23 protein-coding genes and 2 tRNA genes are annotated in these 24,304 nt (G+C 60.8%); 13 read left to right on the forward strand and 12 right to left on the reverse strand.

Annotated features, from left to right (window positions below; translation table 11 throughout):
- Nucleotides 1-61: 61 nt before the first annotated feature.
- The gene (gene nuoG / locus JNM85_07395; protein MBL8087879.1) at nt 62-2,173 is read right to left on the reverse strand and encodes an NADH-quinone oxidoreductase subunit NuoG; all 2,112 of its coding nucleotides are present in this window, start codon (nt 2,171-2,173) and stop codon (nt 62-64) included.
- 167 nt (nt 2,174-2,340) lie between these two features.
- Here nuoG and JNM85_07400 point away from each other — a divergent pair, with 167 nt between their 5' ends.
- A complete protein-coding gene (locus tag JNM85_07400; GenBank protein ID MBL8087880.1) occupies nt 2,341-4,560 on the forward strand; it encodes a S8 family serine peptidase in 2,220 nt (739 codons plus the stop codon).
- Between the two features lie 3 nt (nt 4,561-4,563).
- On the opposite strand, the gene JNM85_07405 is transcribed toward JNM85_07400, so the two are convergent.
- The 4 genes from JNM85_07405 to JNM85_07420 are packed head-to-tail and all read right to left on the reverse strand — an operon-like array spanning nt 4,564 to nt 8,746.
- A complete protein-coding gene (locus JNM85_07405) occupies nt 4,564-5,409 on the reverse strand; it encodes an ABC transporter permease (protein ID MBL8087881.1) in 846 nt (281 codons plus the stop codon).
- Nucleotides 5,402-6,391, reverse strand: coding sequence for an ABC transporter permease (locus JNM85_07410; GenBank protein ID MBL8087882.1), 990 nt, complete (start codon nt 6,389-6,391; stop codon nt 5,402-5,404). The genes JNM85_07405 and JNM85_07410 overlap by 8 nt, the downstream gene beginning before the upstream one ends.
- On the reverse strand, nt 6,388-7,893 hold the full coding sequence (locus tag JNM85_07415; GenBank protein MBL8087883.1) for an ABC transporter ATP-binding protein: 1,506 nt from the start codon (nt 7,891-7,893) through the stop codon (nt 6,388-6,390). Before JNM85_07415 ends, JNM85_07410 begins: the two co-directional genes overlap by 4 nt.
- Nucleotides 7,886-8,746, reverse strand: coding sequence for an NAD(P)-dependent oxidoreductase (locus JNM85_07420; protein MBL8087884.1), 861 nt, complete (start codon nt 8,744-8,746; stop codon nt 7,886-7,888). The genes JNM85_07415 and JNM85_07420 overlap by 8 nt, the downstream gene beginning before the upstream one ends.
- 50 nt (nt 8,747-8,796) lie before the next feature.
- On the opposite strand from JNM85_07420, the gene JNM85_07425 reads away from it, so the two are divergent.
- From JNM85_07425 to JNM85_07440, 4 genes are read left to right on the forward strand one after another with little or no spacing between them, the layout of a single operon-like run.
- Entirely contained in the window at nt 8,797-9,150 is a 354-nt protein-coding gene (locus tag JNM85_07425) for a hypothetical protein (GenBank protein MBL8087885.1), read from the forward strand.
- Between the two features lie 8 nt (nt 9,151-9,158).
- The gene (locus JNM85_07430) at nt 9,159-9,806 is read left to right on the forward strand and encodes a carboxyltransferase domain-containing protein (GenBank protein ID MBL8087886.1); all 648 of its coding nucleotides are present in this window, start codon (nt 9,159-9,161) and stop codon (nt 9,804-9,806) included.
- Nucleotides 9,806-10,480, forward strand: a complete 675-nt coding sequence (locus JNM85_07435) for a LamB/YcsF family protein (GenBank protein MBL8087887.1) — start codon at nt 9,806-9,808, stop codon at nt 10,478-10,480. Before JNM85_07430 ends, JNM85_07435 begins: the two co-directional genes overlap by 1 nt.
- Nucleotides 10,473-11,270, forward strand: coding sequence for a biotin-dependent carboxyltransferase family protein (locus tag JNM85_07440; protein MBL8087888.1), 798 nt, complete (start codon nt 10,473-10,475; stop codon nt 11,268-11,270). The genes JNM85_07435 and JNM85_07440 overlap by 8 nt, the downstream gene beginning before the upstream one ends.
- Here JNM85_07440 and fabF read toward each other — a convergent pair.
- The 6 genes from fabF to JNM85_07470 all read right to left on the reverse strand — a co-directional run bounded on the left by fabF (nt 11,267) and on the right by JNM85_07470 (nt 17,564).
- Nucleotides 11,267-12,508: a beta-ketoacyl-ACP synthase II gene (gene fabF / locus JNM85_07445; protein MBL8087889.1), complete on the reverse strand. Its 1,242-nt coding sequence runs from the start codon at nt 12,506-12,508 to the stop codon at nt 11,267-11,269. The two genes, JNM85_07440 and fabF, sit on opposite strands and share 4 nt — an antisense overlap.
- 17 nt (nt 12,509-12,525) lie before the next feature.
- The gene (locus JNM85_07450) at nt 12,526-12,765 is read right to left on the reverse strand and encodes an acyl carrier protein (GenBank protein MBL8087890.1); all 240 of its coding nucleotides are present in this window, start codon (nt 12,763-12,765) and stop codon (nt 12,526-12,528) included.
- A gap of 77 nt (nt 12,766-12,842) precedes the next feature.
- Entirely contained in the window at nt 12,843-14,000 is a 1,158-nt protein-coding gene (locus JNM85_07455; GenBank protein MBL8087891.1) for a CofH family radical SAM protein, read from the reverse strand.
- Nucleotides 14,001-14,122: 122 nt separating this feature from the next.
- Entirely contained in the window at nt 14,123-15,454 is a 1,332-nt protein-coding gene (locus JNM85_07460) for a hypothetical protein (GenBank protein ID MBL8087892.1), read from the reverse strand.
- Between the two features lie 145 nt (nt 15,455-15,599).
- Entirely contained in the window at nt 15,600-16,463 is an 864-nt protein-coding gene (locus tag JNM85_07465) for a PEP-CTERM sorting domain-containing protein (GenBank protein MBL8087893.1), read from the reverse strand.
- Between the two features lie 126 nt (nt 16,464-16,589).
- Nucleotides 16,590-17,564, reverse strand: a complete 975-nt coding sequence (locus JNM85_07470) for a PEP-CTERM sorting domain-containing protein (GenBank protein ID MBL8087894.1) — start codon at nt 17,562-17,564, stop codon at nt 16,590-16,592.
- Between the two features lie 331 nt (nt 17,565-17,895).
- Here JNM85_07470 and JNM85_07475 point away from each other — a divergent pair, with 331 nt between their 5' ends.
- Nucleotides 17,896-18,759 carry a tyrosine recombinase XerC gene (locus tag JNM85_07475; protein ID MBL8087895.1) on the forward strand — a complete coding sequence of 288 codons (864 nt, stop codon included), beginning with the start codon at nt 17,896-17,898 and terminating at the stop codon, nt 18,757-18,759.
- On the opposite strand, the gene JNM85_07480 is transcribed toward JNM85_07475, so the two are convergent.
- On the reverse strand, nt 18,752-19,792 hold the full coding sequence (locus JNM85_07480; GenBank protein MBL8087896.1) for a phosphoribosylformylglycinamidine cyclo-ligase: 1,041 nt from the start codon (nt 19,790-19,792) through the stop codon (nt 18,752-18,754). The two genes, JNM85_07475 and JNM85_07480, sit on opposite strands and share 8 nt — an antisense overlap.
- A gap of 48 nt (nt 19,793-19,840) precedes the next feature.
- Here JNM85_07480 and JNM85_07485 point away from each other — a divergent pair.
- The 7 genes from JNM85_07485 to JNM85_07515 all read left to right on the forward strand — a co-directional run bounded on the left by JNM85_07485 (nt 19,841) and on the right by JNM85_07515 (nt 24,304).
- Nucleotides 19,841-19,913, forward strand: a tRNA-Lys gene (locus tag JNM85_07485).
- A gap of 65 nt (nt 19,914-19,978) precedes the next feature.
- Nucleotides 19,979-20,524 carry a bifunctional pyr operon transcriptional regulator/uracil phosphoribosyltransferase PyrR gene (pyrR, locus tag JNM85_07490; GenBank protein ID MBL8087897.1) on the forward strand — a complete coding sequence of 182 codons (546 nt, stop codon included), beginning with the start codon at nt 19,979-19,981 and terminating at the stop codon, nt 20,522-20,524.
- Nucleotides 20,521-21,501, forward strand: a complete 981-nt coding sequence (locus tag JNM85_07495) for an aspartate carbamoyltransferase catalytic subunit (protein ID MBL8087898.1) — start codon at nt 20,521-20,523, stop codon at nt 21,499-21,501. Before pyrR ends, JNM85_07495 begins: the two co-directional genes overlap by 4 nt.
- Complete coding sequence (locus tag JNM85_07500; protein MBL8087899.1) at nt 21,498-22,820, forward strand: dihydroorotase; 1,323 nt, start codon at nt 21,498-21,500, stop codon at nt 22,818-22,820. Before JNM85_07495 ends, JNM85_07500 begins: the two co-directional genes overlap by 4 nt.
- Nucleotides 22,821-22,836: 16 nt before the next feature.
- A complete protein-coding gene (locus JNM85_07505) occupies nt 22,837-23,568 on the forward strand; it encodes a hypothetical protein (protein ID MBL8087900.1) in 732 nt (243 codons plus the stop codon).
- 35 nt (nt 23,569-23,603) lie between these two features.
- Nucleotides 23,604-24,200, forward strand: coding sequence for a hypothetical protein (locus tag JNM85_07510; GenBank protein ID MBL8087901.1), 597 nt, complete (start codon nt 23,604-23,606; stop codon nt 24,198-24,200).
- 28 nt (nt 24,201-24,228) lie between these two features.
- Nucleotides 24,229-24,304, forward strand: a tRNA-Arg gene (locus tag JNM85_07515).

Below are 24,304 nucleotides of genomic sequence, written 5' to 3' on the forward strand. Positions count from 1 at the left end.
ATGAAGACCCTGTAACCAATCTTGAACCATAAAACCCTCGTTAATGTACCCGCCGAACCCCTCAGTTCACCTCGGCCATATCCGATGTCGTGGTCGGCTTGACGACCCGCTGACCCTCACCTTCGAGCTTGTCGTAGGTCGCATCTTTGAACTCAGGAACGAGCTCTGCGATCTCCGCCATCACCTCGCCAGCATTGAAATACGGACGATGGTTGGTGGTCCTTTGGAGCAGCTCTCCGTACACTCGCCATGCCTGCTTGGCATCGCCGTCATCCTTCAGCACCTGGCGCATGCGCTGGACTCGTCCCTCGATGTTCGTGTAGGTACCGTCTTGCTCGGCGGGTGCCTCCATCGGGAGCACCACGCTCGCGAACTGGGTCGCCTCGCTCATCCGAGTCGACTGCACCACCAAGAACTCGACATTTTCGAGTGCGCGCGTGACCAGGGTTGAATCGGAGTGGAGCGCGAACGGGTCGGCTTCGACCAGCCATAGCGCTTTTAGTCGCATCCGTGCGGCGGCTTCGAGCACAGCGCTCGTCCCAAGTCCACCCTCACCGCTCAGCGGCTTGCCACCGGGAAGAGCATCCGGAACGACTCCCAGCAGGTCGGCACCGTAGTCGTTCGAGCCCAAGGCATAGCAACTGAAATCAGCACCGAACCGCTTCGCGCAAGCTTCCAGCGAGTCCAAGGTCTGTTCCGCGTTTGGAAGATCGAGCAGTGATCGGGAGGTGAGCACCGAAGACGAGCCGTCCAAGATTCCCAGCACGTGTTTGAGGGTGGCCGCCGGCACACCGGTCAGCACCTCGCACCGCTCGGGGTCGATGGTGCCCGCAAGCCCCTGGGCCAACGACAACTCCGTACCCGGGCGGTAGCGGAGCGCGACATCGGCGAACCGATCCATTTCGGTCTCCCGCGAGTGCGCCACCACGATCTTCACGCCAAACTGTGTGCTTGCCTTGCGAACGCGCAGATGAACGATAGGCTGTTCATCCGCAAGCGAAGTGCCGAAGACCAGAATTGCGGACTTGACTTCTAACTCCGCAATGGGAGTCGGGGCAAACTGTGAACGGCGTCGGTCCGCGTTTAGCGCGGTTCGAGTCCAGCGGTAATCCAAGTTGTTCGATTCAAAGCTCTGACGGAACAGCTTCTGGAGCAGGAACAACCCTTCGTTTGAGACGGTGCCCCCCACGAGTGCGCCAACTTTGTTCGCGCCGTGGCGGAAGTTCTGAATAATGAGTTCGTAGGCCTCAGCCCACGTGGCCTGCTCGAACCGCTCACCCCGGCGGATGAGTGGGACCGAGAGTCGATCGTCTGAGTTGTACCAATCGTGGCCAAACTTGCCGCGGTCGCAAGTCCACTCTTCGTTCACCGCGTCATTCGTGCGTCCATTGGCGCGGACGAAGCGACCGTTGCGGTGGTCGATCCAGAGGTTGCACCCGTTACCGCACCCCGTGCAGATCGCTTCCCGCGTCTCAAGGTCCCACGGACGCGCGCGGAATCGGTACTTGGCGGAAGTCAACGCACCGACCGGACAGATCTCGATGACATTGCCACTAAACTTCGAATCGAAGTCGGTCATCTGGTAAGTGCTGGGCTGCATTTGTGCGCCCCGGAATCGGAACGCAAGCTGCGCATCGCCCGAAATCTCTTCCGTGAATCGCACACAACGTCCGCACTGGATACAGCGCTCAAGGTCGAGCGTCACGTACTGACTGAGCGGAAACGCCTTGGGCAGGTGCCGTTTGAGTTCGACGTATCGGCTCGTGGATGGACCGTAAAACAGCGTATTGTTCTGCAGCGGGCACTCGCCACCGCGATCACAAATCGGGCAGTCCAGCGGGTGGTTGATGAGCAAAAATTCTAGCACGCCCTTACGGTCGCGGTGCACGGCTTCCGTATCGGTGTAAACCACCATTCCCTCGCAAGCTGGCAACGTGCAGCCCGCTTGAGGTTTTGGCATTCTGCGAACGCTCCCGTCCGGCTGTTTGAAGCCGACTTCCACCAGGCACATGCGGCACATACCCACCGGCTTCATTCGCGGGTGGTAGCAAAAGATCGGAATCTCGAGTCCCAGTCGCTTCACCGACTCGACGATCAACTCACCTTTCGGGACCTGAATGTCCACGTCGTTGATGGTAAGGTTCACTAGTTCAGGAGATGCAAGCGCTGCCATAGGTGAAGTTCTCGTGTGCTCGCCGAATGTGTACCCTACGACCTAGCGCGGATGCTCGCGGCACAACAAGTTCTCGCACGATCCGCACCGTTGGCCCGTCGATTGCAATACCAAGTAAACATTTCCGTCGTAAGATGAATGCGCGCTCGCGTCCACCGATAACAACCATGAAGCTTTCCCTCGCCTTAGTCGCTGCCCTCACCTGTGCCTGTTTCTGCTTCGCTGAGCCAGACGATACGCTGACCGTTCCCAACAAGATCGCCTCGCGAGTTGGGATTAATCAGGTCGCCCTGCAGTTACGCCCGGGTGCTCAGATCGGCACGCTGGAGCGGCGATACGGGCTCAAGTATCTGAGCCACATGGACTTCGATCCGAGCTTTGTCCTGTTCGAGACCGCCAGCGTCACCGTGGCAGAAGCGATGCCCACAAAGATTGCCCGCGATGGAACGGTCGTCCGGGCCTTCCCCATCGCCCGCGTGAATCTCCAGCCGATGGCCTTCACGCCGAACGACCCTTACTACTTGCCCGTTTCGACCTTTAACGGTCAATGGCACCTGCTGCACAACTCGATCACGCCGATGGACGTGAACGTTGTTCCCGCCTGGGCCAACGATTGGACCGGCAAGGGGGTTGTGCTGGGTATCGTCGACGACTCGATCCAGGGTACCCACCCGGATCTCGCGCCAAACTTCAGCGTTCTCAATAGCTGGGACTTCGCCGATAAAGACTCGGACCCGGCGCCGACGCTGTCGTCCGACCGACACGGCGTCGCGACCTCGGGTGTCGCGGTCGGGCGCGGGGGGAATGGTATTGGAGTTACGGGCGCGGCCCCGTTCGGAACTCTCGCTGGGCTTCGCATCGGCTTCGGTGGTTCGGTGACCGACGCCGATGTTGCCAATGCGGTGGGTTATCGCAGCACGGCCCCGAACCTTGCGATCAAGATCAAGAATCACAGCTATGGCTACACTTCTCCGTTTGTTGATGACTCCCTGAGCGTCACTGCGGTGAACGCATCGGGTGCCAGCGGAACCATCCACTGCTTTTCGGCGGGTAATGCGCGCGGAACATCGGCGCAGGACAGCACCAAGCAACAGATTCTGAATTCGCGCTACACGATCACGGTAGCGGCGATCCGCGCGACCGGCACTGCTGCTTCCTACAGCAGCTACGGAGCGAACGTTTTCTGCACCGCGCCCTCGAACGGCACCTCGAACTTCGGGATCACGACCACCGACCGGCTCGGCACCGGGTTCGGCTACGACGGCTTCGTGGACAACGACTACACCGCAAGCTTTGGCGGAACCTCATCGGCCAGCCCTCTGGTTGCTGGTGTTGCCGCCCTGGTGAAGCAGGTCAATCCGAACCTCGACACCCGCCTTCTGAAGCACCTGATGGTGCGCACTTGCAAGGTCGTCGACGCCTCGACCACCCTCATCGACGGGGGTTGGCGCACCAACTCGGCAGGGTTCAAATTCAACCAAGAGTACGGATTTGGCCGAGTCGATGCGACCGCTCTCACGAACCTGGCCCAGTCTCTGACTGCTCTCACTCCAGCGGACTTCCAGGCAACCGGCACGGTGAACGTGGCGGCGACAATCCCTGACAACAACACCACCACTGGCATCACGCGAACCTTCACCATCACCAAGCCCGGCAAGGTTGAGGACGTCGAGATTGATCTAAACCTAACCCACGGCAACCGCGGGCACCTCCAAGCCTTCTTGACCTCTCCAAGCGGCCTGGTCCTTCGCATGTTCCGCAACTCGTCGGTCGACTCCAACGCGATGGTCCCTTGGAAGTTCCTGATGAACGGCTTCTGGGGCGAAAATGCGGTCGGAACCTGGACAATCACGATCACCGACGGAGCCGCTGGTGTCGTTGGGACGTGGAACAGCTTCGCGGCCCGCGTCAACATCGGTGAGCCACTGCCGACGCGACCGATCTCAGGCAACATCCAACTCCAGAGCTTCCCAGCAGGCCCGACGATGCAGCCGGTGACCTTGGACTTCTACGCTCCCGGCGGGTCCACTCTTCTCGAGTCTCAAGCGGGCCACTTGGACAGTTCGGGCAACTTCACCGTCTACGCGTCGGTCGTCCCGGGCACGTACGACGTCTACGCGCGGGGAGCGCACTGGCTGCAGCGACGGCGCGCAAATGTCGTCGTAAGTGCCGGTGGGGCCACCGGTCTCAACTACACGTTGGAGAACGGAGACATCAACAGCGACAACGAGGTCAGCTTCTTCGATTATCTACGACTCTCGGCCGCGTACGAATCGGACGGTACCAATGCCGATTTCGATAGCAACTGCGATCTGAACGGCGACGGTGGAGCCGACTTCTTCGACTACCTGATTCTCAGCCAGTACTACGACGCCGTCGGTGATTGAAGTTCAAGCGCGTCCCAACCCCGCCGGGGCACGATTGCGTGAGTTCATCACCGCGATCGCGACCAGCGTGATCAGGTACGGCATGGCGTTCCAAGCCTCGCTGGGAATCTTGGCTACGCCCTGGAATTGAAGTTGCGCCGCATCGATCAGGCCGAAGGTGATGCAGGCGATCAGCACCGGGATCGGACGCCATCCGCCGAGGATTAACGCCGCCAAAGCGATGAAACCCTTGCCCGCGGTCATGTTGTCGGTGAACCCCCCCGCGTTGGTCACGATCAGTGCGCCACTCAGTCCGCAGAACACTCCGGTCGCGACGAGCGAGGTGTACCGAATGCTCACGGGATTCAGCCCGACCTGACGTGATTTGTCCGGGTCGTTGCCGACCGCCAGCAGCCGCAATCCACCCTTGAACCGCGCGATGTAGATTGCGAGGCTCACGGCGATGGTGATCGCCACCGCCTCATAGAAGTTGGCGGGAAGCGAGGGGAAACCGCTCCGCGCGGAGCTGTCGGCGAGCTTGCCGTACATGAACTTAGTGCCACCGACAGCGATGAGGTTGATCGCCATGCCGCTGATGATGTGGTCCAGCCGGTACGCCTGAGTCAGCAGGCCGTGTAGCATCGAAAGGGCCACTGCCGTCAAGATGCCCGCCCCGAGTCCGATCCACGCGTTGCCCGTCTTGGCGGCGATGATGGCGACCACGCACGAAGCTCCGAGCATCTTGCCTTCCAGCCCGATGTTCATCACCCCCGAGCGTTCGCTCGTCAAGCCGCCCATCGCCGCGAGAATCAAGATGGCGGCGAGGACCGCGGTATTGGTCATGAACGAAGCGAGATCGAAACTACCCACGGTTCACCTCTCGGTAGCGATAGGCGGCAAAGACGATGATTAAGAGCCCGAGCAGCAGCCCGCTCACGCCCTTGGGAATCCCCATGAGAGAGAGCTGAGTTCCCCCGCTTGCCAGCACGCCAAACCCCAGCGCGGCCGGGATCAGGCCAAACGGCGAGCTCCCCGAGAGGAGCGCGACGCCGAGACCGTCAAACCCGTACCCCGGCGAAAAGTTGGGATAGAACCTGCCTTCGTACGCGAGCACCATCGAAGCTCCCGCAAACCCTGCGATCGCTCCGGAAACGACCATAGACCTCAGCCGGATCTTGTCCACCGAGATCCCAGCGAACGCAGCAGCAGTGGCATTCGCGCCTGACGCCCGCAGTTCATAACCCGCGACGGATCGCTTGAACCAGATCGCGAAGCCGATCACGAGCAGCAGCGCAAGAACTAGCGTCGTGTTGAGTTTGAAAGGCTCAACGAGAATGTTTGGGATCATGACTCCCGGGCTCACATTCGCGGTGGTCTGGCTCTCGGTGTCCAGGCTCCGCAACGGACCCACCACCAAGTACTGCGTAAGGAACAGGGCGATGTTGTTGAGCATGATCGTGGAGATCACCTCATGCCCGCCACGGAAGACCCGAATCAGACCGGCGGGAAGCGCCCAAAGCGCACCCGCGGCCATTGCGCCGAGAACCGCCAGCACCATGCCCACCGGCGTCGGAATCTTGAGCGCGATGGCTACCGCCGTACACGCGCCGACCAGCAACTGCCCTTCCACGCCGATGTTGAAGAGACCGGCCTGGAGCGCGATAAACACCGCGACTCCCGCAATGAGCAGCGGGGTGGTTTCCTTGAGCGTCCGCGAAATCGCCGTCGGCGAGCCGAAGCTCCCCTTCATCAGGGCGGAAAATGCGTCGGCAGGGACGACCCCGGCAAGCATGAGCGCGCCGATGAGCACCGCAAAGCACCCGAGCGCCAAGGCGATAAGCTTCCCGCTCAATCCACCACCATCCAGCGACCGATCTCCGCGCGGTCCAGCGATTTCTCAGGCGGCATGACGGTCAGCCGTCCACGGTTCACCGCCATCACGCGGTCGCAATGCTCCAGTAGTTCATCCAAGTCAAAGCTCACCACGAGCGCCGCTGCCCCCTTTTCGCACTCCGCCCGGATCGCCGCGTACACCTCTTGCGTACCGGCAATATCCAACCCACGGGTCGGCTGAAACGCCAAGATCAGCTTCGGTTCAAACGAGAGTGCCCGCGCGGCGACTACCCGCTGCTGATTCCCTCCGCTCAGGCTTTGCATGGTACTTGCCGGCGAGTCGCACTTAGTCTTGAATCGCGCGATCGTCGCTTCGGCGAACTTGGTCATTGCCCCTCGATCCAGCGCTTTGCCTTTCGTCAGCGTTTCGCGCCGCTGGTAGCTGAGCACGCTGTTCTCGATCAGGCTCCAAGATTCCATCACGGCCTCTTCGTGCCGATCTTCTGCGATCAGCCGCACCCCCGCCTCCAGTCGCTCGCGCACGCTCCAACCGGATATCTCGGTACCACCCAACCGAACGCTTCCTCGCACTCCGGTGCCCATGCCCATCAGCGCATGGAAGAGCTCCCGCTGGCCGCTTCCGTCCACTCCCGCCAAGCCGACCATCTCTCCTGCTTGGAGTTGGAAGTTCGCCTCGCGCAGTGCCTCGTCCCCTCGATGCCCGAGCGCCGTCAGGCCCTGGATCTCAAGCACCGCAGCGCTGTCACCCTTCGAGCGCGCGGTCGGTGGCTCGGAGAGGGCGCGACCCACGATCAACTCAGCCAACTCGCTTGCATTCGTATCGGCGACCGATCGATCTGCGACGTTCTTGCCGCCGCGTAGTACGGTGATGGAGTCGCAGTGCTCCAGGACCTCGTTCAGACGGTGCGTCACGACGATGGCAGTTTTTCCTGCCTTCACCAGCTCCTTCAAATTCGCGTAGAGCTCCTCGGCATCACTCGGCGAAAGCATCGCCGTCGGTTCGTCAAGGATCATGATTTCCGCGCGTCGCCACAAGAGCTTAAGGATCTCTAGCTTCTGCGCTCGTGCCGGGCTGAGGGTACGCGCCTCGGCGTCCCAGTCGAATTCCATGCCCATCTCCGCGGCCAAACCGACGGCCCGTTCACGCGCATGATTCAGCGGCAAGATCGTGCCCGGTTCAGCGCCAAGCATCAAATTCTGCAACGCAGTGAGTTCGGGGATAATGCTGTAGTGCTGGCTGACCATCCCGATGCCGCGTTCGAATCCCTGCTGCGCCGAATGGATCTGCAACGGGCTGCCATGGAGCGACATGTCGCCTGCCTCAGACCGCAGTGAACCCTGCAACACCTTCATCAACGTCGTCTTGCCCGCGCCGTTCTCGCCGACGATCGCGTGAATGGTTTGCGGCTTCACCGCGATGGAGACGTTGTCGAGCGCTACCAACCGCCCAAAGCGCTTGGTGATTCCCCGCATCTCGACGGCGTTCACGGCATCACTCATGGTCATGTGTCAATGCGAGCATTTTCTCATACAACAGCGCGGTTGTTTTGTCTCCTGCCCCTTCGGTCTGCAACATACCCAGCAGTTGCTGCACCAGGCGGGTTCCGGGGACCGCCGCGTGCGACTCCTCCGCCGCTTCAATGGCATAGACCAAATCCTTCAACTGGTTATCGATGCTGAATCCAGGGCTCCAGTCGCCCGCGAGAATCTTCGCGCCGTAGTGCTCAAACGCCCAGCTGCCAGCTGCCCCGCCGCTGAGCATCTCCCTCGTCTGCACCACGTCCAGCCCAACCTTCTTGGCAAAACTAAGTGATTCGCAAAGGGCAAGGAGTGAGCCGGCCACCGCGATCTGGTTCGCCGCTTTCATCATCTGGCCCGCGCCCTTGGAACCGACACGTTCCGACCGCTTGGCATACGCCGACAGGATCGGTTTCACCTGATCAATTGATGCCTCGTCGCCGCCGCAGAAGATCGTGAGCGTCCCCACCTTCGCCCCCATCGATCCGCCCGTGATCGGCGCATCCACGAACCGGATCGCTCGATCGCCCAGCCAGTCGTGCAGTTCGATCGCGCCCGAAGGGGAGATTGTGGAGTGGTCCACGATGAGCGTATCGCGGCACATCGTGCCCGCGAGATCGTGGCACACGGCACGCACATCGTCCGTGCCGCGGATGCAGAGGAAAACGACGTCGGCCCAACTGCCCAGGCTGTCTAGATTCGGCGCCCGGTGCGAATCCAACTCGGGTGCTCGACCAGGGGTTCGGTTCCAGACTTGGACGGTCCTTCCGGCCTTGATGAGGTGCCCGGCCATCGGTGCACCCATGACCCCCAATCCGACGAACCCGATGTTCACCCCTGCATTATGGCTGGGAGAGCGCCGGGCGAATGTGTCATAAATCCGATGTGAGAACCAGGCACTTGTGGATCCTGCCGCTGATGCTGGCCAGCTGCGCATGCAACCGCGCACCGGACAAGACCGACTTTCGCGCCGATGGCGAGTTTCTGACCCAGTTCGGCCCCGCGCTGGCCAAGGTCCACGAGCAAATCAAGGCGTACCGAACTCGCAATGGCGCATGGCCCAAGTCGGCGTCGGACATCGGTGAGGTTGTTCTCAAATCGACAGACGCCAAGCGCTCCAGCATCATCCTCGCAGACCAATACACCGCCCGAATCGTCAAGAGCACGGACGCGCAAGCGACGTACGACGTGATGTTGCTCGGTAAATCTGAGACGCTCGAAGTCAGCGTCGGACCCTAACGATGGGCATGCGCATCGAACCCAGCGGACCCGACCTATGGATCGTTCGCCAGTTCGATGCACCTGCAGCCGCATTGGCCGCGTGGTTCGAATCGCAAGCGATTCCAGGCATTTTGGAAGTCACCAGCAGCTATGAGACTCTCGGCATTTGGACGACTTCTGAGTTTGACTCCGAGTCCGCGCTGGCGAGCCTCAACTCGGCTCCGGAAGATCTCAAAGTCAAAGGCAAGCACCACCGCGTCGCCATTTGTTACGAGATGGGTCCCGACCTTGAATCGGTCCTCCGCGCACTGGGTATCGACCGTACCGCTCTCATCGAATCGCATACCACGACTCTGTTCCGGTGCGCAGCGGTAGGGTTCTCACCTGGTTTTGCCTATCTCGGAAGCGTTGCGCCCGAGCTCTCAGGTCTGCCTCGACGCTCGACGCCTCGCACCCGGGTCGAGCCGGGCAGCGTGGGCATCGTCGGTCACCAGTGTGCGGTCTATCCGAGCGCGACGCCAGGCGGCTGGAACCTCATCGGCCGCACGCCGCTACTCATGGCCGACGTCGAAGGCGAGTTCTTCCCCATCCGCGCAGGCGACACCGTGCAGTTCATTCAAATCCCGGAGTCGGACTTCGATCGCTGGGCGGGCGCACGGCTGGGTGAGTTCTGATGCCGTGCATCGACCTGGCAGCCGACATCGGCGAGGGGTTCGCATGGGATTCTGACCTCCTCGAGTTCATCACGACCGCCCACGTCTGCTGCGGTGCACATGCCGGGTCACCCGAACTGGCCGCGTCGCTCTCCGCCCAGTGCCGTGAGCAGGGGATTCGGATCTCGCTCCATATCGGCTATCCCGACCGCGAGTCGATGGGGCGTCGGTCGGCCAGTGCCGCTGAGTTTGAAGAGTGGAGCAAGGTGCTTGAGGACCAGTTCGCAATGACCGCACTCCAGCCTGCCGCGATCAAATTCCACGGAGCGCTCTACCACGACTCGGGGCACCGCCCTGAGTTCACGCAGGCACTGATCGATTGGCTCAGCACGCTCGGACGACCCCTGATAGGCGATCCGCTCTCGCTGCATCCGCAACTGGCCGCCAAGGCGGGGATCCCTTTCATCTCCGAAGGGTTCGCCGACCGGGGACTGGACCCAGCTGGAAGGCTCTTGGCGCGGGGTAACCCCGGCGCGCTGATTGAGTCCGCCGACGAAGCCGCTGTCCAAGCGCTGCGTGTTGCGCCGAAAGTTCAAAGCCTGTGTCTCCACGGCGACGTCGCGGGCTGCGTGGCTCGGGCGGCAAGTGTTCGCCATGCGCTAGAGAGCGCAGGCTACGAGGTCACCAATGCTTGAGCTTACAGAGCTTGCGGGTTTTGCCAGCATTCAGGGACGCCCGCGCTTTGGCCGTCTCAAATTTGGCATTCCGCTTGGCGGCGCATTCGATCAGACGAGCATGACGCAGGCAAACCGGATTGTCGGCAACGACCTCGACGCACCCATCCTTGAACTCGCACTCTCAGGCGCGACGTTCACCGCGCACACGGATGTCCTACTTGGCTTTGCAGGCGCGCCCGTGCCCATGTTCATCAGTACGCGCAGCCCGCGACCCAATGAGCCAGTCTGGCTACGCGCGGGCGAGTCACTCGCATTCAAACCGCCAAGCCTGGGCGTCCTGACCGTGATCGCAATTCGGGGCGGATTCGCCGACCCCCCACTCGTCACGACACCGGTCCGGGCGGGGGCGCTGCTGGAACCGGGAGGACAGACCAGCGGCGAGCCCGTGGCACTGCGAGCCCCCGCCCTCTCGATGACCAATATACCGATCGAGATGATGCTCGGTCCGCACTCAGGCTCATTCAGCGTCGCCAACCTTTTCCAGCAGCGGTTCGCTGTCACGCCCAACATCAATCGCCAAGGGCTTCGTTTGCAGGGGTTCCCGCTGCCGGGCGGCTGCGAGATCGTCAGCGAGCCTTGCTGCCCGGGCACCGTGCAGGTGACTCCGAACGGGCAGTTGATCGTTCTGGGACCGGACGGCCCGACCGTCGGAGGTTATCCGAAAGTGGGAATCCTCACCCGCGAGGGTCTGGATCGGCTTGCGCAGCTGCGACCCGGCGAACGGGCGGCATTCAAGCTCGCCCGCTAGACTTTGCCGAAGACGAGTGTGGCGTTGTGGCCACCGAACCCAAACGAGTTGGTCATCGTCGTGTTGACTTCGCCGTGCCTTGCCGCATTCGGGATGCAGTCGAGCGGGCATTCCTCGTCGGGGAATTCGTAGTTGATGGTCGGAGGCATGACTCCGTCGCGCATCGCCAGCAGACAGACCACCGATTCGATCGCGCCCGCGGCCCCGAGCGTGTGCCCGATCATGGACTTCGTACTGCTCATCTGCGGAGTCTTGTCGATCCCACCGAAGACGACCTGCATGGCATGGCTCTCGGCCTTGTCGTTCAGCGGCGTGCTCGTGCCGTGGGCATTGATGTAGTCAATCTTGCGATCTCCCAAGTCCTTCATCGCCATCGCCATGGAGCGGCGTGCACCGTCGTGGTCGGGAAGCGGCTGCGTGATGTGATAACCATCACCGCTCAGGCCGTAGCCGAGCACTTCGCCGTAGATGTTCGCACCGCGCGCAACGGCGTGGTCGTAATCCTCCAGGATCACCACCGCCGACCCCTCGCCAATGATGAACCCGTCCCGTTCCTTGTCGAACGGTCTTGAGGCTCGCTTGGGATCGTCGTTGCGCGAAGTCATCGCCCGAATGGCGCAGAAGCCTGACATTCCGATCTCGTTGATCGGCGCTTCGGCTCCACCCGCAACCATCGCCACCGCATCGCCTCGCTTCACCATGTGGTAGGCGTCACCGATCGAATTTGCTCCGGTCGCACATGCCGTAACCACGCAGGTGTTCGGCCCGCGCAAGCCATGGACGATGCTCACCATACCGCTCGCCATGTCGGGAATCATCCACGGCACGAGGAACGGGGAGACCTTGCTCGGGCCAAACTCGATCTGCTTGCGAAACTGTTCAGCTAGGAATGTCAGACCGCCGATGCCCGAGCCGACTAGCACGCCGATGTGGTCTCGATTGGATTCATCCACCTTCAATCCGCTGTCGGCAAGCGCCTGGGAGGCACTCGCGACGGCAAAGGCGATGAAGCGGTCGACCCGCTTTGCGTCCTTCTTGTCCATCCAGTCCGCCGCATCGAAGCCGTGTACTTCGGCTCCGACGCGCGTGGCGAATTCGGAAACATCCATGTTCTGGATCAGGTCAATGCCCGATTCACCAGCGATCATTCGCGGCCAAAACGTGTCAATTCCGACGCCGAGCGGAGTGACGGCTCCCACGCCGGTCACGACCACTCGACCTGAAGGACGGAAGTCCATAGATTTTTTGATGGGGCTTAGGAAGCGTGGGCGGTGATGTAGTTCACCGCGTCACCGACGGTCTTGAGGTTGGTGACGTCCTCGTCGGGGATGTCGATCCCGAACTCCTCTTCAAATGCCATTACGAGTTCGACGACGTCAAGCGAATCTGCGCCGAGGTCCTCTTGGAAGTTGGCGGTCTCGCTGACTTCTTCGTCCTTGACGTTCAGTTCCTCGACCACAACTTTCTTTACACGCTCAAAAGTATCGTTTGCCATGAGTCTAATCTGTTCCTTTGGTCTCTCAGACCGCAGAGGATTGTACCGCCATTCTTACGTGCATACGGAGAATTCCGTTACACCGTGGCAACCGCGAGAGGCGACAATGGGGTCCTTTGCCGAACCTCGGCACCCTCCCGGACGATCTCGTGGTACAGCGAATCTCGCTCGATCGGGATGCGCCCGGCCTCGGTGATCATCCTCACCATGTTCTCGTAAGTCAGCGACTGACTCTTGTTTCCGAATTCCCCATCCTTGTAGGTGATCTCGTACTCTTGGACCAGGCCGTCGGTGTCGTCCGCGCCATACCACAGCGCTGCCTGTGTCACCGGAACGGTGTTCATGATCCAGAAGCTCTTGATGTGGGCAAAATTGTCGAGCATCAGCCGACAGACCGCGATGTTGCGCAGGTCCGTGTCGGCGGTGAGGGGGTCGATGTGGTCGAGTTCCGTCCCCTCGGGGTGGAAGCTCAGTGGCGTCATGGTCAAGAAGTGGCCGGTCTCTTCTTGGAGTTCGCGGAGTTGAATGAGGTGGTCGATACGCTCCTCGTCGGTCTCAATGTGGCCGTACAGCATCGTCGCATACTGCTTGAGCCCCAGCTTGGCAGCTGCACGGGCCACGTCCTTCCACTCATCACCGTTTAGCTTCTTTCCGAAAAGCTCCGCATGCACGCGCTCGCTCAGGATCTCAATCCCGCCGCCGGGCAGCGAGTCCAGCCCCGCGTCCATCAGGTCGCGTAGTGCCTGCTCGACCGATACCTTGCCCATCTGAGCAATCTGCACTATCTCCACGGCAGTAAACGCCTTCACGTGGACGCCCGGTCGTGCTTCCTTGACCGTCCGGATCAGATCCATGTAGTATTCGTACTTCAGTCGCGGGTTAATGCCACCGACCATGTGGATCTCGGAGATGGGGATGTCCAGGTGCCAGCCGATGCGGCGTCGCACCTCGTCCATGTCCATCTCGTACGGGGCCGGGCCGCCCTTTTTGGCATAGAACGAGCAGAACTTACAGAACTTGTTGCAGATGTTCGTGTAGTTGATGTGCTGGTTGCGGACGTAGTACGTGTTCGCCCCGTGCAAGCGCTCACGCACGATGTTTGCCAGGTAGCCCACTCCCGTGAGATTCTGGGTTGTACAGAGTAACAGGCCGTCCTCGCGGGACAATCGCTTGCCAGCGTCCACCTTGGCGTAGATGCCCATCAGTTCGGGGCCGAGAATGCGCTCGGGGTTCATTAACTCAATTCTACCGCTCCAACTTTCAGGAATTCCTGAAAGTTGCGAATTGCCCGCCCAGATAGGAAAAGCCCCCTCGCCAACATGCCGAAGAGGGGGCATAGATTGAACCTCAGCGATTCTTAGTCGTCGCCTTGGGTTTCGTACTGGTCGCTCAGGATCAGATAGTCGAAGAAGTCGATCGTGCCATCTTCGTTGAAGTCTGCACCCTGGTTGGTCACGTAGATCGGATCCGGGGACTCGGTCTCGTATCCGGCGTTGAGCACCAGATAGTCGAAGAAGTCCGCAAAGTTATCGTTGGTCGCGTCGCCATTTCGGAGCGTGACTGCCGAGACCGTCGCGCCTGCACCGGTGATGCTGACTCCCGGAACCACCTTGCGTAGGAAGTGGGATCCCTTGATCGCCACGTCGTACGAACCCGTGTTGGTCGTTTCGAAGCTGTAGTTGCCGTTCACGTCGAGGGTGACCAACTTCGATTCGATGACCGTGAGCGTCGAAGGAGTTCGCAGATCCACCGTGACCTGCTTGCCGGTCATCGGCACGGAAAGCGCGTCAAGCGTAACCTTGCCCGAAACCGTCGACGGCAGCACGTTGTAGCCGTATCGGAATCGGCCCGAGGTGCTCTGTCCGATCGCCAGGTTGTGGTTGTACTGGATGCCTGCGGCCCAGTTGTTGCTCGACCCACCGGTCATTGCGCCGCTTAAAGTATCGCTTGCACTGTCGGTGAGCTTGGTGCGGACGGGAGGCGTGACACCCGAGGAGATCTCGCCCGCAGCAATCAGGTTGCTTCCGGTCACGTCGAAGTAGACCGTCGGAGAGTTGGCCACCGACGGGCTCGACCAAGAAACGCGAAGGTTGTTCTGGCCGATACCGCCGGAAACCACCGAGCACGTGTCGTCGCTGTTGCCGCCGATGCCGCTGATCGTCGAGTACATGTCGGCCAATGCGTAGGTCGAGAACGATTGAGCGCTGGTGCTGATGTTCTTGACCGTCCAGTCACACTGCAAATAGGCCTTCGAGAGGCCAGGGTTCGTGTTGTCGACCGAGACCGGAACGAGCTTGAACACCAAGGTCGTCTCAAGGATCTTGTTACCAAATCCCGGATCTCGCTGGCTTACCACGATCGTGCGGGTCACATTTGCGCCCACCTGGGTGGTCTCTTCCGATTCGAGCGTGCTGAACGTGGAACCGTTGACCGGCAGTTCAGCGCCGCCGCCCTTCTTCCACTGGAACCATGCCTTCTCGAAGCAGTTCCAGTTCTCAAGGGAGATGAAACCGTCGTTGGTCGCATTGAAAGTTTGGATTCCCTGCGAACCGCCAGTACCGGTGACAACACGGTTGCACCACTTGTACGGACCGGGAGCGGCCGAATCGTAGAACAGGAGGTCGGCGTTTGCAGCAAATGCACTGCCGAGCAAAACGATAGAGAGAGCAAGTTTAGTATTTCGGATCATCGTCACTTCACCTTTGATAGCAGACTTTCGGGCCCCTACAGAGCCCTTGCAGGATTGAAAACCGATAAATTTTACCCAGTAAGTTGTACTCAAGACAAGGATGTTGTGGCACCAACTGGGTGGTGCCTCAACATCCCATGCCGAGTTAATTGGAGCGGCGGCGGCGTGCAGCCACGGCGAGCACACCCAGTCCGAGAGCGGCCATAGTTGCTGGCTCAGGCACAGCTTCGTACTTGACCACGATCTGGCCGCAGCGGAAGTCGTTCGAGCGCAAAGTACCAATGTTGAAATGGTACGCACCAGCAACATCACCCGTCTCCGACGCAACGTTCGTCAGGTTCGTCAGCAGGGACGAATCACCCAGCAGCTTGTTGAACGTCGCATCGTTCTTGGTGGCTTCGTACGAAGTGATCGGCAGACCGTAGGAGTCCATGGTGATCTTCGTCGAGTTCGGCAGGTTCGTGTTGAACACGTATCGGCCGTTGTTGTACGTGATCGAATCGTTCGAGCCGCCCAGGTCACCGAGGATGAACACGTTCAGCGAGTGATCCTCCGCCGACACATTCTTGACCTTCCAATCAAGGGTCATGGTCGCCGAGTTCACGCTGGTCGCCGTCAGGTTGTAGGTCAGAGTCCACTCGAACTTGTTGGCGTTGTTCGCGCCATCCCACTCGCGGTAAGTCATGGTCGCCGAAGAGGCTCCCACCGTCGCTGCAACCTGGTTGGACAGAGCGTACTCGCGTCCGCCACCGTCACCGTTGTAGTAGAACCAAAGTCGCTTGAGGGCGTCCTTGGCAACGTTCAGGCCTGTTCCGGGGTTGAAATAGCCAGCGCCATTCGTGCTGCTGGTGGTCGTTCGACCGATCGCGCCGGGGTTGCCGATCGAGTTCGAGAAAATGTGGTTGTAGACCCAGTTGGGGCTCGTGGTCGAAAGCGTCATGTTGCTGACCTGAGCTTGGGCGCCGACAGCACCAAGCACCAGGATGGTCAGTCCGAGATATCTCTTCATCCAGTTGTCCTCTCCAAATAAAAGTTTGAAATGCGCAACATGCGCATATCACCCACATGATAACCGCCCCACTCCCGAAATAGGAGTGGGGCGGGCCATCATCCAGCAGTTTTGCTGGGGATTTGTTTACTTCTTGCGCTTGCGAGCAAGAAGTGCGACCAAACCGAGTCCGATCGCGGCGACCGAGGCGGGCTCGGGAACCGTGTTGTAGCCAAGCCATACGACACCGTTCGTGCTTGCGCCAGCGGCCAGGTTCAGGTCGTACTGGTAGGCCAGCGCGCCGTTGCCCGTAACCGGGGTTGCCAAGTTGTTCAGCAGGGCAGCGGATGCCGTCGTGTCCGTGAACTTGGTTCGGGTTGCCGGGGTCGCGCCGACGCTGTACTCACCGTTGGCGACCAGGTTCGAAGCGCTCCACGCCGTCACGTAGATCGTCGGGATCGTCGAACTCGATGCGTTCGTGCTGCTGATCTTAGTGCGAACGGTCGACTGACCGACGCCGCCGAGCACCGTCTCATACTTGTCGTCCCCGTTGCCCGACGAACCGTTGATCGTCGACATGAGGTCGCCCATGTAGTAGAAGCTGAACGCCTGCGCTGAAGTACTGATATTCCGAATAGACCACTCGTACTTCAGTTGAGCCTTCGAAGCTCCTACATCAGTGTTGTTGATGACGCCAGGAATCAACGTCGACTTGATCGTGAACTGCAGGATCTGCGAGCCAGTGCCGGTGTCCTTCTGGTTAACCACCAGCGTTCGCGACACATTTGCACCCACCACTCCGGTGTCTTCGCTGATGAAAATTGAGTTCGAACTGGTGGTCGTGTTCAGCGCAAACTCGGTGCTGGTGCCCTTCTTCCAGTAGAACCAGCTACGCTCGATCGGATTGGTCGACGGCGTACTCTCGGCCGAGTTAAAACCGTCGTTCGTCGGGTTCAAGTGTCCACCACCCATCGTGCCATTGGCGGCCGAGCCTGAACCAACCTTGGCCGACCACTTGAACGGACCAGTGGCAGCACTGTCATACATGGACATGTCCGCTTGAGCGGCCACAACCGAACCGAGCAGAGCAAACGAAAACGCAAGCTTCGTACTATTTTTCATTGAGTATCACCTTTCAAGAAATCTGGGCCGCATATCCGGAGTTACAATCTCCATCCCCAAAGCGCGATCCACAGCACTATCGTTATCAGAGACTCAATCGGTGACAAGTAATTTTACTAGATGATCCACAGGATGCGCATATTTAGCCTCAGTGCGAGGTGCGCTCTCGACAAGTTATTTGTCCCATAGATTGACTGAACTGAGTGCACCACTCCGCGTCCATGCCTGAGACGGTTCGCGGGGGTGCCTGTTCAGCTCCGACGTACTCTTTGGGTGGCACCTAAGGCGTCGCGCGTAATGTGGCACCCTCGCGGCCCGGCATAATGCGGGTATGAGCGTCTTGCAGGAGCATCTGCACGCGTATCTAGCGCATCTCGCGGCATCCAAGTCCGTGCATACCGTTCGGAGCTATGCAGCCGACCTGCGCCCCCTCTGCGAGTCTGCCGAATCGCCCGAGCTGCTCACCCCCGAACTCCTGCGAAGATTCTTCCGAGACCACGCCAAGCACCCGGCCACTCGCGCACGCAAGCTCTGTGCGGTCCGCTCATTCTGCAAGTACCTGCGCCGCGTCAGGGTCCTCGAAACTGACCCGACGCTGACGCTGGAGTCACCCATCCACCGGAAACGGTTGCCCAAAGCCCTCAACCAAACCCAGATGGGTGAGATGCTCGATCAGAACAACCCGGGCAAGACGCCGCTGCGCGACCAGGCGATTCTCGAGCTGATGTATTCGGCAGGACTGCGGGCCAACGAGACCGTCGGGGTCAATTGGAGCGATTTGAACTTTCAAGACAACACGCTGCTGGTGCGCGGAAAGGGCAACAAGCAACGGGTCGTCATCTTCTCGGAGACCGCTGCGCGCACGATTCGCGAGTACATCGCGGCTGGCCCCGCTCGGAACGGCGATGCGCTCTTCATCAATCCAAAAGGAGGACGCCTTAGCACCCGCACGGTGCAGAACATCGTCCACCGGTGGGCGGCCAATGCCGGACTCCCGCCGACCACCACTCCGCACACGTTGCGACACAGCTTCGCAACTCACCTACTGGATGGCGGAGCGGATCTCAAGTCGGTGCAGCAACTCCTTGGCCACGAGAGCCTCGCCACGACCCAGGTGTACACGCACATTAGCGTCGAGCGATTGCGGGATGCGGTGCGGACGGCGCACCCAAAGGCCAAGACCGGCACTACATGATCTGAACGTCGTTCGGGCCCTTCTGCACTTCGCCGATGATCGCCGCATTCTCGCCCTCTTGGGACAGCCGCTGCACGACCGATGGCGCAACCTCGCGGCTGCAGATGAGCACCATGCCGACGCCCATGTTGAAGACCCGGTACATCTCGGCTGTCTCGATGTTCCCTGCTTCCTGGATCATCTGGAAGATTGGCAACGGCGTCCAACTTCGGCGGTCGATGATGACTCGGCAGTCGGTCGGCAGAATCCGCGGGATGTTGTCGTAGAACCCACCGCCAGTGACATGCGCCGCCGCGTACACCTCAGGCACCTCACTGAGGATGGGATAGACCGCGTTGAAGTAACACCGATGCGGGCGAAGAAGCTCCTCCCCGACCGTCGTGCCCAGACCCGCAATCTCGTCCCGGGCACTGATGCCAGCCGAATCGAACAGCGCGCGGCGGGCCAGCGAGTACCCGTTCGTGTGCAACCCGCTTGAAGCGATCCCGACGACCGCATCTCCCGCTTGCATCTTGGCCCGCGGCAACTTCTTTTCGTAGTCCACCACGCCGACGATTGAGCCGACGATGTCGATCTCGTCATCTACGTACACGCCAGGCAACTCGGCCGTCTCGCCTCCAATGAGCGCGCATCCGACTGCCGAGCACGCGTCTGCTGCCGATCGGAGCACATCGCCAAACTGCTCGGCGTTTAGGTGCGAACACCCAAAGTAGTCAAGGAAAAAGAGAGGCCGTGCACCCTGGCAGAGGATGTCGTTCACGCAGTGATTGACGATGTCCGCACCGAGGCCATCAAATTTGCCGAGCATCGCTGCGACCTTTGTCTTGGTCCCCACGCCGTCGATGCTGCTCACGAGCACCGGGCGCGCCATGTCGGAGAAGTCGGGTTGGAAGAGTGCGCCGAATCCGCCGATGCCGCCGATCACCGAGTCGTTGTGAGTCTTGCGGAGCGTTTCGGAAACCGACCGAAGCACGACTGCTGCGCCATCGATATTTACCCCGGCATCCTGGTACGTCAACGATTGATCGGCCATCGTCTGGTGAGCGTACCAGGATTGGGTCGGGGTATCCTCAGCGGGTCCGAGCCAGTAGCTCAGTCGGTAGAGCAACGCCCTTTTAAGGCGTGGGTCCTGGGTTCGAGTCCCAGCTGGCTCACATTCTCATTCATTGCGCGCCCATGCGCATGCACCGCTTACAAGTCGTCATAATCCGATAAACCTATGAGCATCGTCCTCTTGGATGCCAACGACATGAAGCGAACCCTGGGCCGATTGGCTCATGAAATCCTTGAGGCGCACGGCGGTGCCCAAGATCTGGTCGTCGTCGGCGTCATGAAGCGCGGCTACCCGGTCGCCAAGCGGCTCGCCTTTGTCATGACCACCGTCGAAGGGCGCACCATCCCGTGTGGCAAGCTCGACACCTCGCGCTACCGAGACGACATTCGCCCCGGCGAGACCGAAGACCTTAGCGAGATCCCATTCGAAGTCACGAACAAAGACGTGATTCTGGTGGACGAGGTCATCTTCACCGGTCGCACGATCCGCGCCGCCATGGACGCACTGCTCAAATTTGGCCGCCCCCGCACCATTCAACTTGCCGTCCTCGTAGACCGCGGCTATCGAGAATTTCCGATCCAGCCCGACTACTGCGGGCGGGAGATCGAGTCCGACCGCGGGGACCACGTCATCGTCAAAGTCCACGAGTTTGACGGCGAAGACGCGGTGGTCCTGGAGTCGGCCACCATCGCCGAGGAGTCGCACGCATGAGCACCCGCCACCTACTAACGATCCGGTCCCTCGAGACCCCGATCATCGAAGAGCTCATCGAGAATGCGAAACTTTTCCGCGCAAAGGTCCTCGCGGGCGAAACGCTCACCGCAAACCCCTCGCGCGTCGTTGGGCTCGTCTTCTTTGAAGGCTCGACCCGCACCCGCGTCAGCTTCGAGCAGGCCGCGCACTACCTAGGCTATCGCACCACCAACTTCGCCAGCCAAGGCAGTTCGATGGCCAAAGGGGAGACGCTTCGGGACACAATCCTCACCCTCCGCTATGAGCGGCTGGAAGGGCTGGTGATCCGGCATCCGGCCAGTGGATCGGCCCAACTTGCGGCACAGTTCTTCGGCTCCCCTGTCCTGAACGCTGGCGACGGCCAGCACGAGCACCCGACCCAAGCGCTCGGCGATGCCTTGACGATCCTCGATCGCAAGGGACGAATCGAAGGGCTGACGGTCGCAATTGTGGGCGATATCTTGCATTCACGGGTCGCCCGTTCGAACGCCTGGCTCCTAAGCAAACTTGGAGCGACCGTCCGATTTGTCGCGCCGCGAACCCTGATGCCCTCGCATATGGCGCTCATGCCCGGCCAGACGTACTACGACCTCGCCGCCGGGATCGAAGGGGCCGACGTGATCATGTGTTTGCGCCTGCAACGCGAACGGATGGACAGCGGCCTCGTCTCTATCGGTGAGTTTCGGCGTGCCTACCAGATCAACGCGCGCACCCTCAAGTACGCCAAGAAGGACTGTTTGGTCATGCACCCCGGCCCCATCAACCGTGGCGTAGAGCTAGACGACGCGGCGGCCGACGGCGTGAGTTCGGCAATCCGAGACCAAGTGGAGAACAGCATCTTTGTCCGGATGGCGGCTTATGACTGGGTCTTTGGCGGCCATGCGGCGGCGGGGCTGAAACCGTCTGCTAAAACCAGCGCGAAGAGGCCCAAATCGGGGAGCGGAGGAAAGAAGTGAAGACAGTCCTGAAGAACGGCCGCATCCTTGACCCGTCTACCAAAACCGACATGATCGGCTCGGTTGTCATCGAATTCGACCAGATCACCGAGCTCGGTGCAAAGGTGAATGAGGACGGGGCCGAGGAGATATACGATTGCACAGGCCTGTGGATCACCCCTGGCCTGGTGGACCCACACGTACACCTGCGCGAACCGGGTGAAGAGCACAAAGAGACCATCGCCAGCGGTACCCAGTCGGCAGCTGCGGGCGGGTTCACCACCGTGTGCTGCATGCCCAACACCAGCCCCCCGCTGGACAAGCCGGAGCTTATCGACTTCATCCTAGACCGGGCGGCCTCGCCCGATGCGGGCGGCGTCTTCGTCGCGCCGGTCGGTGCCCTGACGATTGGGCTCAAGAATGAGCGGCTCAGTGACCTCGCCGCGCTCAAGAAGGCGGGCATCATCGCCGCCAGCGATGAAGGCGCGCCGATCCAAGATTCTGCGCTCCTCACTCGCGCGATGGTGAGTTGCGCCCAGCTCGATCTGCCCATCATGTCGCACGCCGAGGACATGAACCTGAGCCGTGGCGCGTGCATGAACGATGGCGCGATGAGCGCGATGCTAGGTTTGAAGGGGATGCCGCGCAGCGCCGAAGAGATCATGGTGATGCGCAATTGTCTGCTCTCGCTGCACACCGGTTGCCAACTGCACGTCATGCGCGTTAGCACCTGGGGCGCGGTCGAGATGATCCGGCAAGCCAAGTACTTGGGCGCACCGGTTACATGCGAGATCTGCCCGCAGTACTTCACGCTGACCGATGACATGGTGGGCGAATTCGATCCCCACTACAAGACGACGCCGCCCTTGAGGACACCGATCGACCTCGATATCCTACGCCAGGCGCTCGCCGATGGCACCATCGACTGCATTGCGAGCGACCACTCGCCGCACGCCAACTACGAGGTCCAAGTCCCATTCGAAGAGGCTCCTTACGGCATGGTCGGGCTCGAATCGGTGGTCGGTCTCACACTGACCCACGTCACCCACAAGGGTCTACTCTCGCCGCTCGACACCATTGAGAAGCTCAGCACGGCCCCCGCGCGCATTCTGCGACTGGACGCGGGATGCCTGACCCCGGGCGAGACCCCCGTTGCGCAAATCACCTTGATCGACCCGGAGGTCGAATGGACTTTCGACGCAGCGAGGACGTTCAGCAAGGGCAAGAACACGCCTTTCCACGGTTGGGAGCTCAAGGGCAAGGCCGTGGCGACTTTCTGCGGCGGCGAAATCTACCGCGATGCCCGGTTCCGCGAGGATCGCTATAAGACTTTCGACTAAGCTCGCTTGCGGTTTGGTGGGTCTCGTGCTCATCGGGTGCAAGATCCAGCACCCGCCCGACCCGAACGATCCGGCCAACGCCTCGCTCGTAGAGCCCGAGGCGATCCAGAACGCGCTGCGCGGAGTCTACGAAAGCCTGGATGACCGAGTCCGAACCAAGGAGCTCACGCAGTACCAGTTGCGCGATGAACTGCGCGCCCGCGCAAGGGAGTTCGCAAAGTACTTGGATCTCGGCTCGGCTGATCCCGCCGATGCGTGGCGACTCGGCGACATCTACCGAACTGCCGAGCTCTGGGACAAGGCGTCCGAAGCGTTTCGCGCCGCCGTGAAGGTAGCCGCCACACCGGACAGACGCGTGAACGACACCCTGCGGCTGGCTCAGTGCGAAGCGAAGCTCGGTCGCCCGAAGGAGGCTGTTGAGTTGGCCCGTTCAGTCTTCGATACGCCCCCTGGGGATAAGGGCGCAATCCTGCCTGCCTCGCTCCTGGAGATCGCCCCCGCTGCCATGGGGAAGGGTGCCGACGTGCCTCTGGCCGATTTGCTCGTAGACGCGGTGGAGCAGCACCTACAGACCGTCGTCGATACCTCGACCGATCCGGGCAAAGCCTTCATGCAAGCCCGCCCTTTCCACATCCGTAACGCTTACGACCTCGCTTCGCGGCTTTACGCTCGGGCTGGGCTGGCCGAGAAGGCGAAGTGGGCTCAACGAAAGCGACGCGATACCCTCTCCGCCATCCGCGGCACCTGAGATTCTCGTTCGGTTTTGCCGAAAATTCGGGTGACATGCAACTGTACGTGGTGATGCCAGACGGCCAACGCTATGGGCCGGTGACCGCCGAGGTTCTGCGCAACTGGGCCGCGGAGCGCCGAGTGTTGCCGGATACATGGATCGAGAACGCCCAAACGGGCGAGCGCGTGCTCGCGCGTCAGATCCCGGGCCTGATGGCTGCCGGCGGGGAGACGCTCTTTGCAGCCGAAGCGAACCCCTTGCGGGTCGTGGACGGTGGCCCCGCGCAGGTCGAACAGGAAACGCTCACCGCATTCTCGTACGGTGCAATGGGACTTCCGTTTTTCTGGGGCATCGCCCACCGCAACTGGAAACCACTGATGTGCGTGCCCATTGGGTTCTTGGGCAGCGTGCTGACCTTCTTCCATCCGCTCGGAGCCATCGTACAGGCCGTTTTGGTGTGGACATTTTGCATCGCCTGGGGCCGACGCGGAATGCGCTGGGCGTGGCAGAGTGGACGTTTCGCCAGCCAAGCCCAACTGGAAGCGACGCAACGCAAGTGGAACAACTGGGGCATCGTGGGGATCACGATCCAACTGTGCTTCACGCTGCTGAGCCTGTTGCCTGCGGTGAGCTGGTTCTTCAACCCCTGAACCCGCGAGGGATATACTGGGGCCTCGCGGCCTCGTAGCTCAGTGGATAGAGCGCCTCCGTCCTAAGGAGGGCGTCGGGGGTTCGATTCCCTCCGGGGCCGCCA

Source organism: Chthonomonas sp., from assembly GCA_016788115.1.
GTDB lineage: Bacteria > Armatimonadota > Fimbriimonadia > Fimbriimonadales > Fimbriimonadaceae > UBA2391.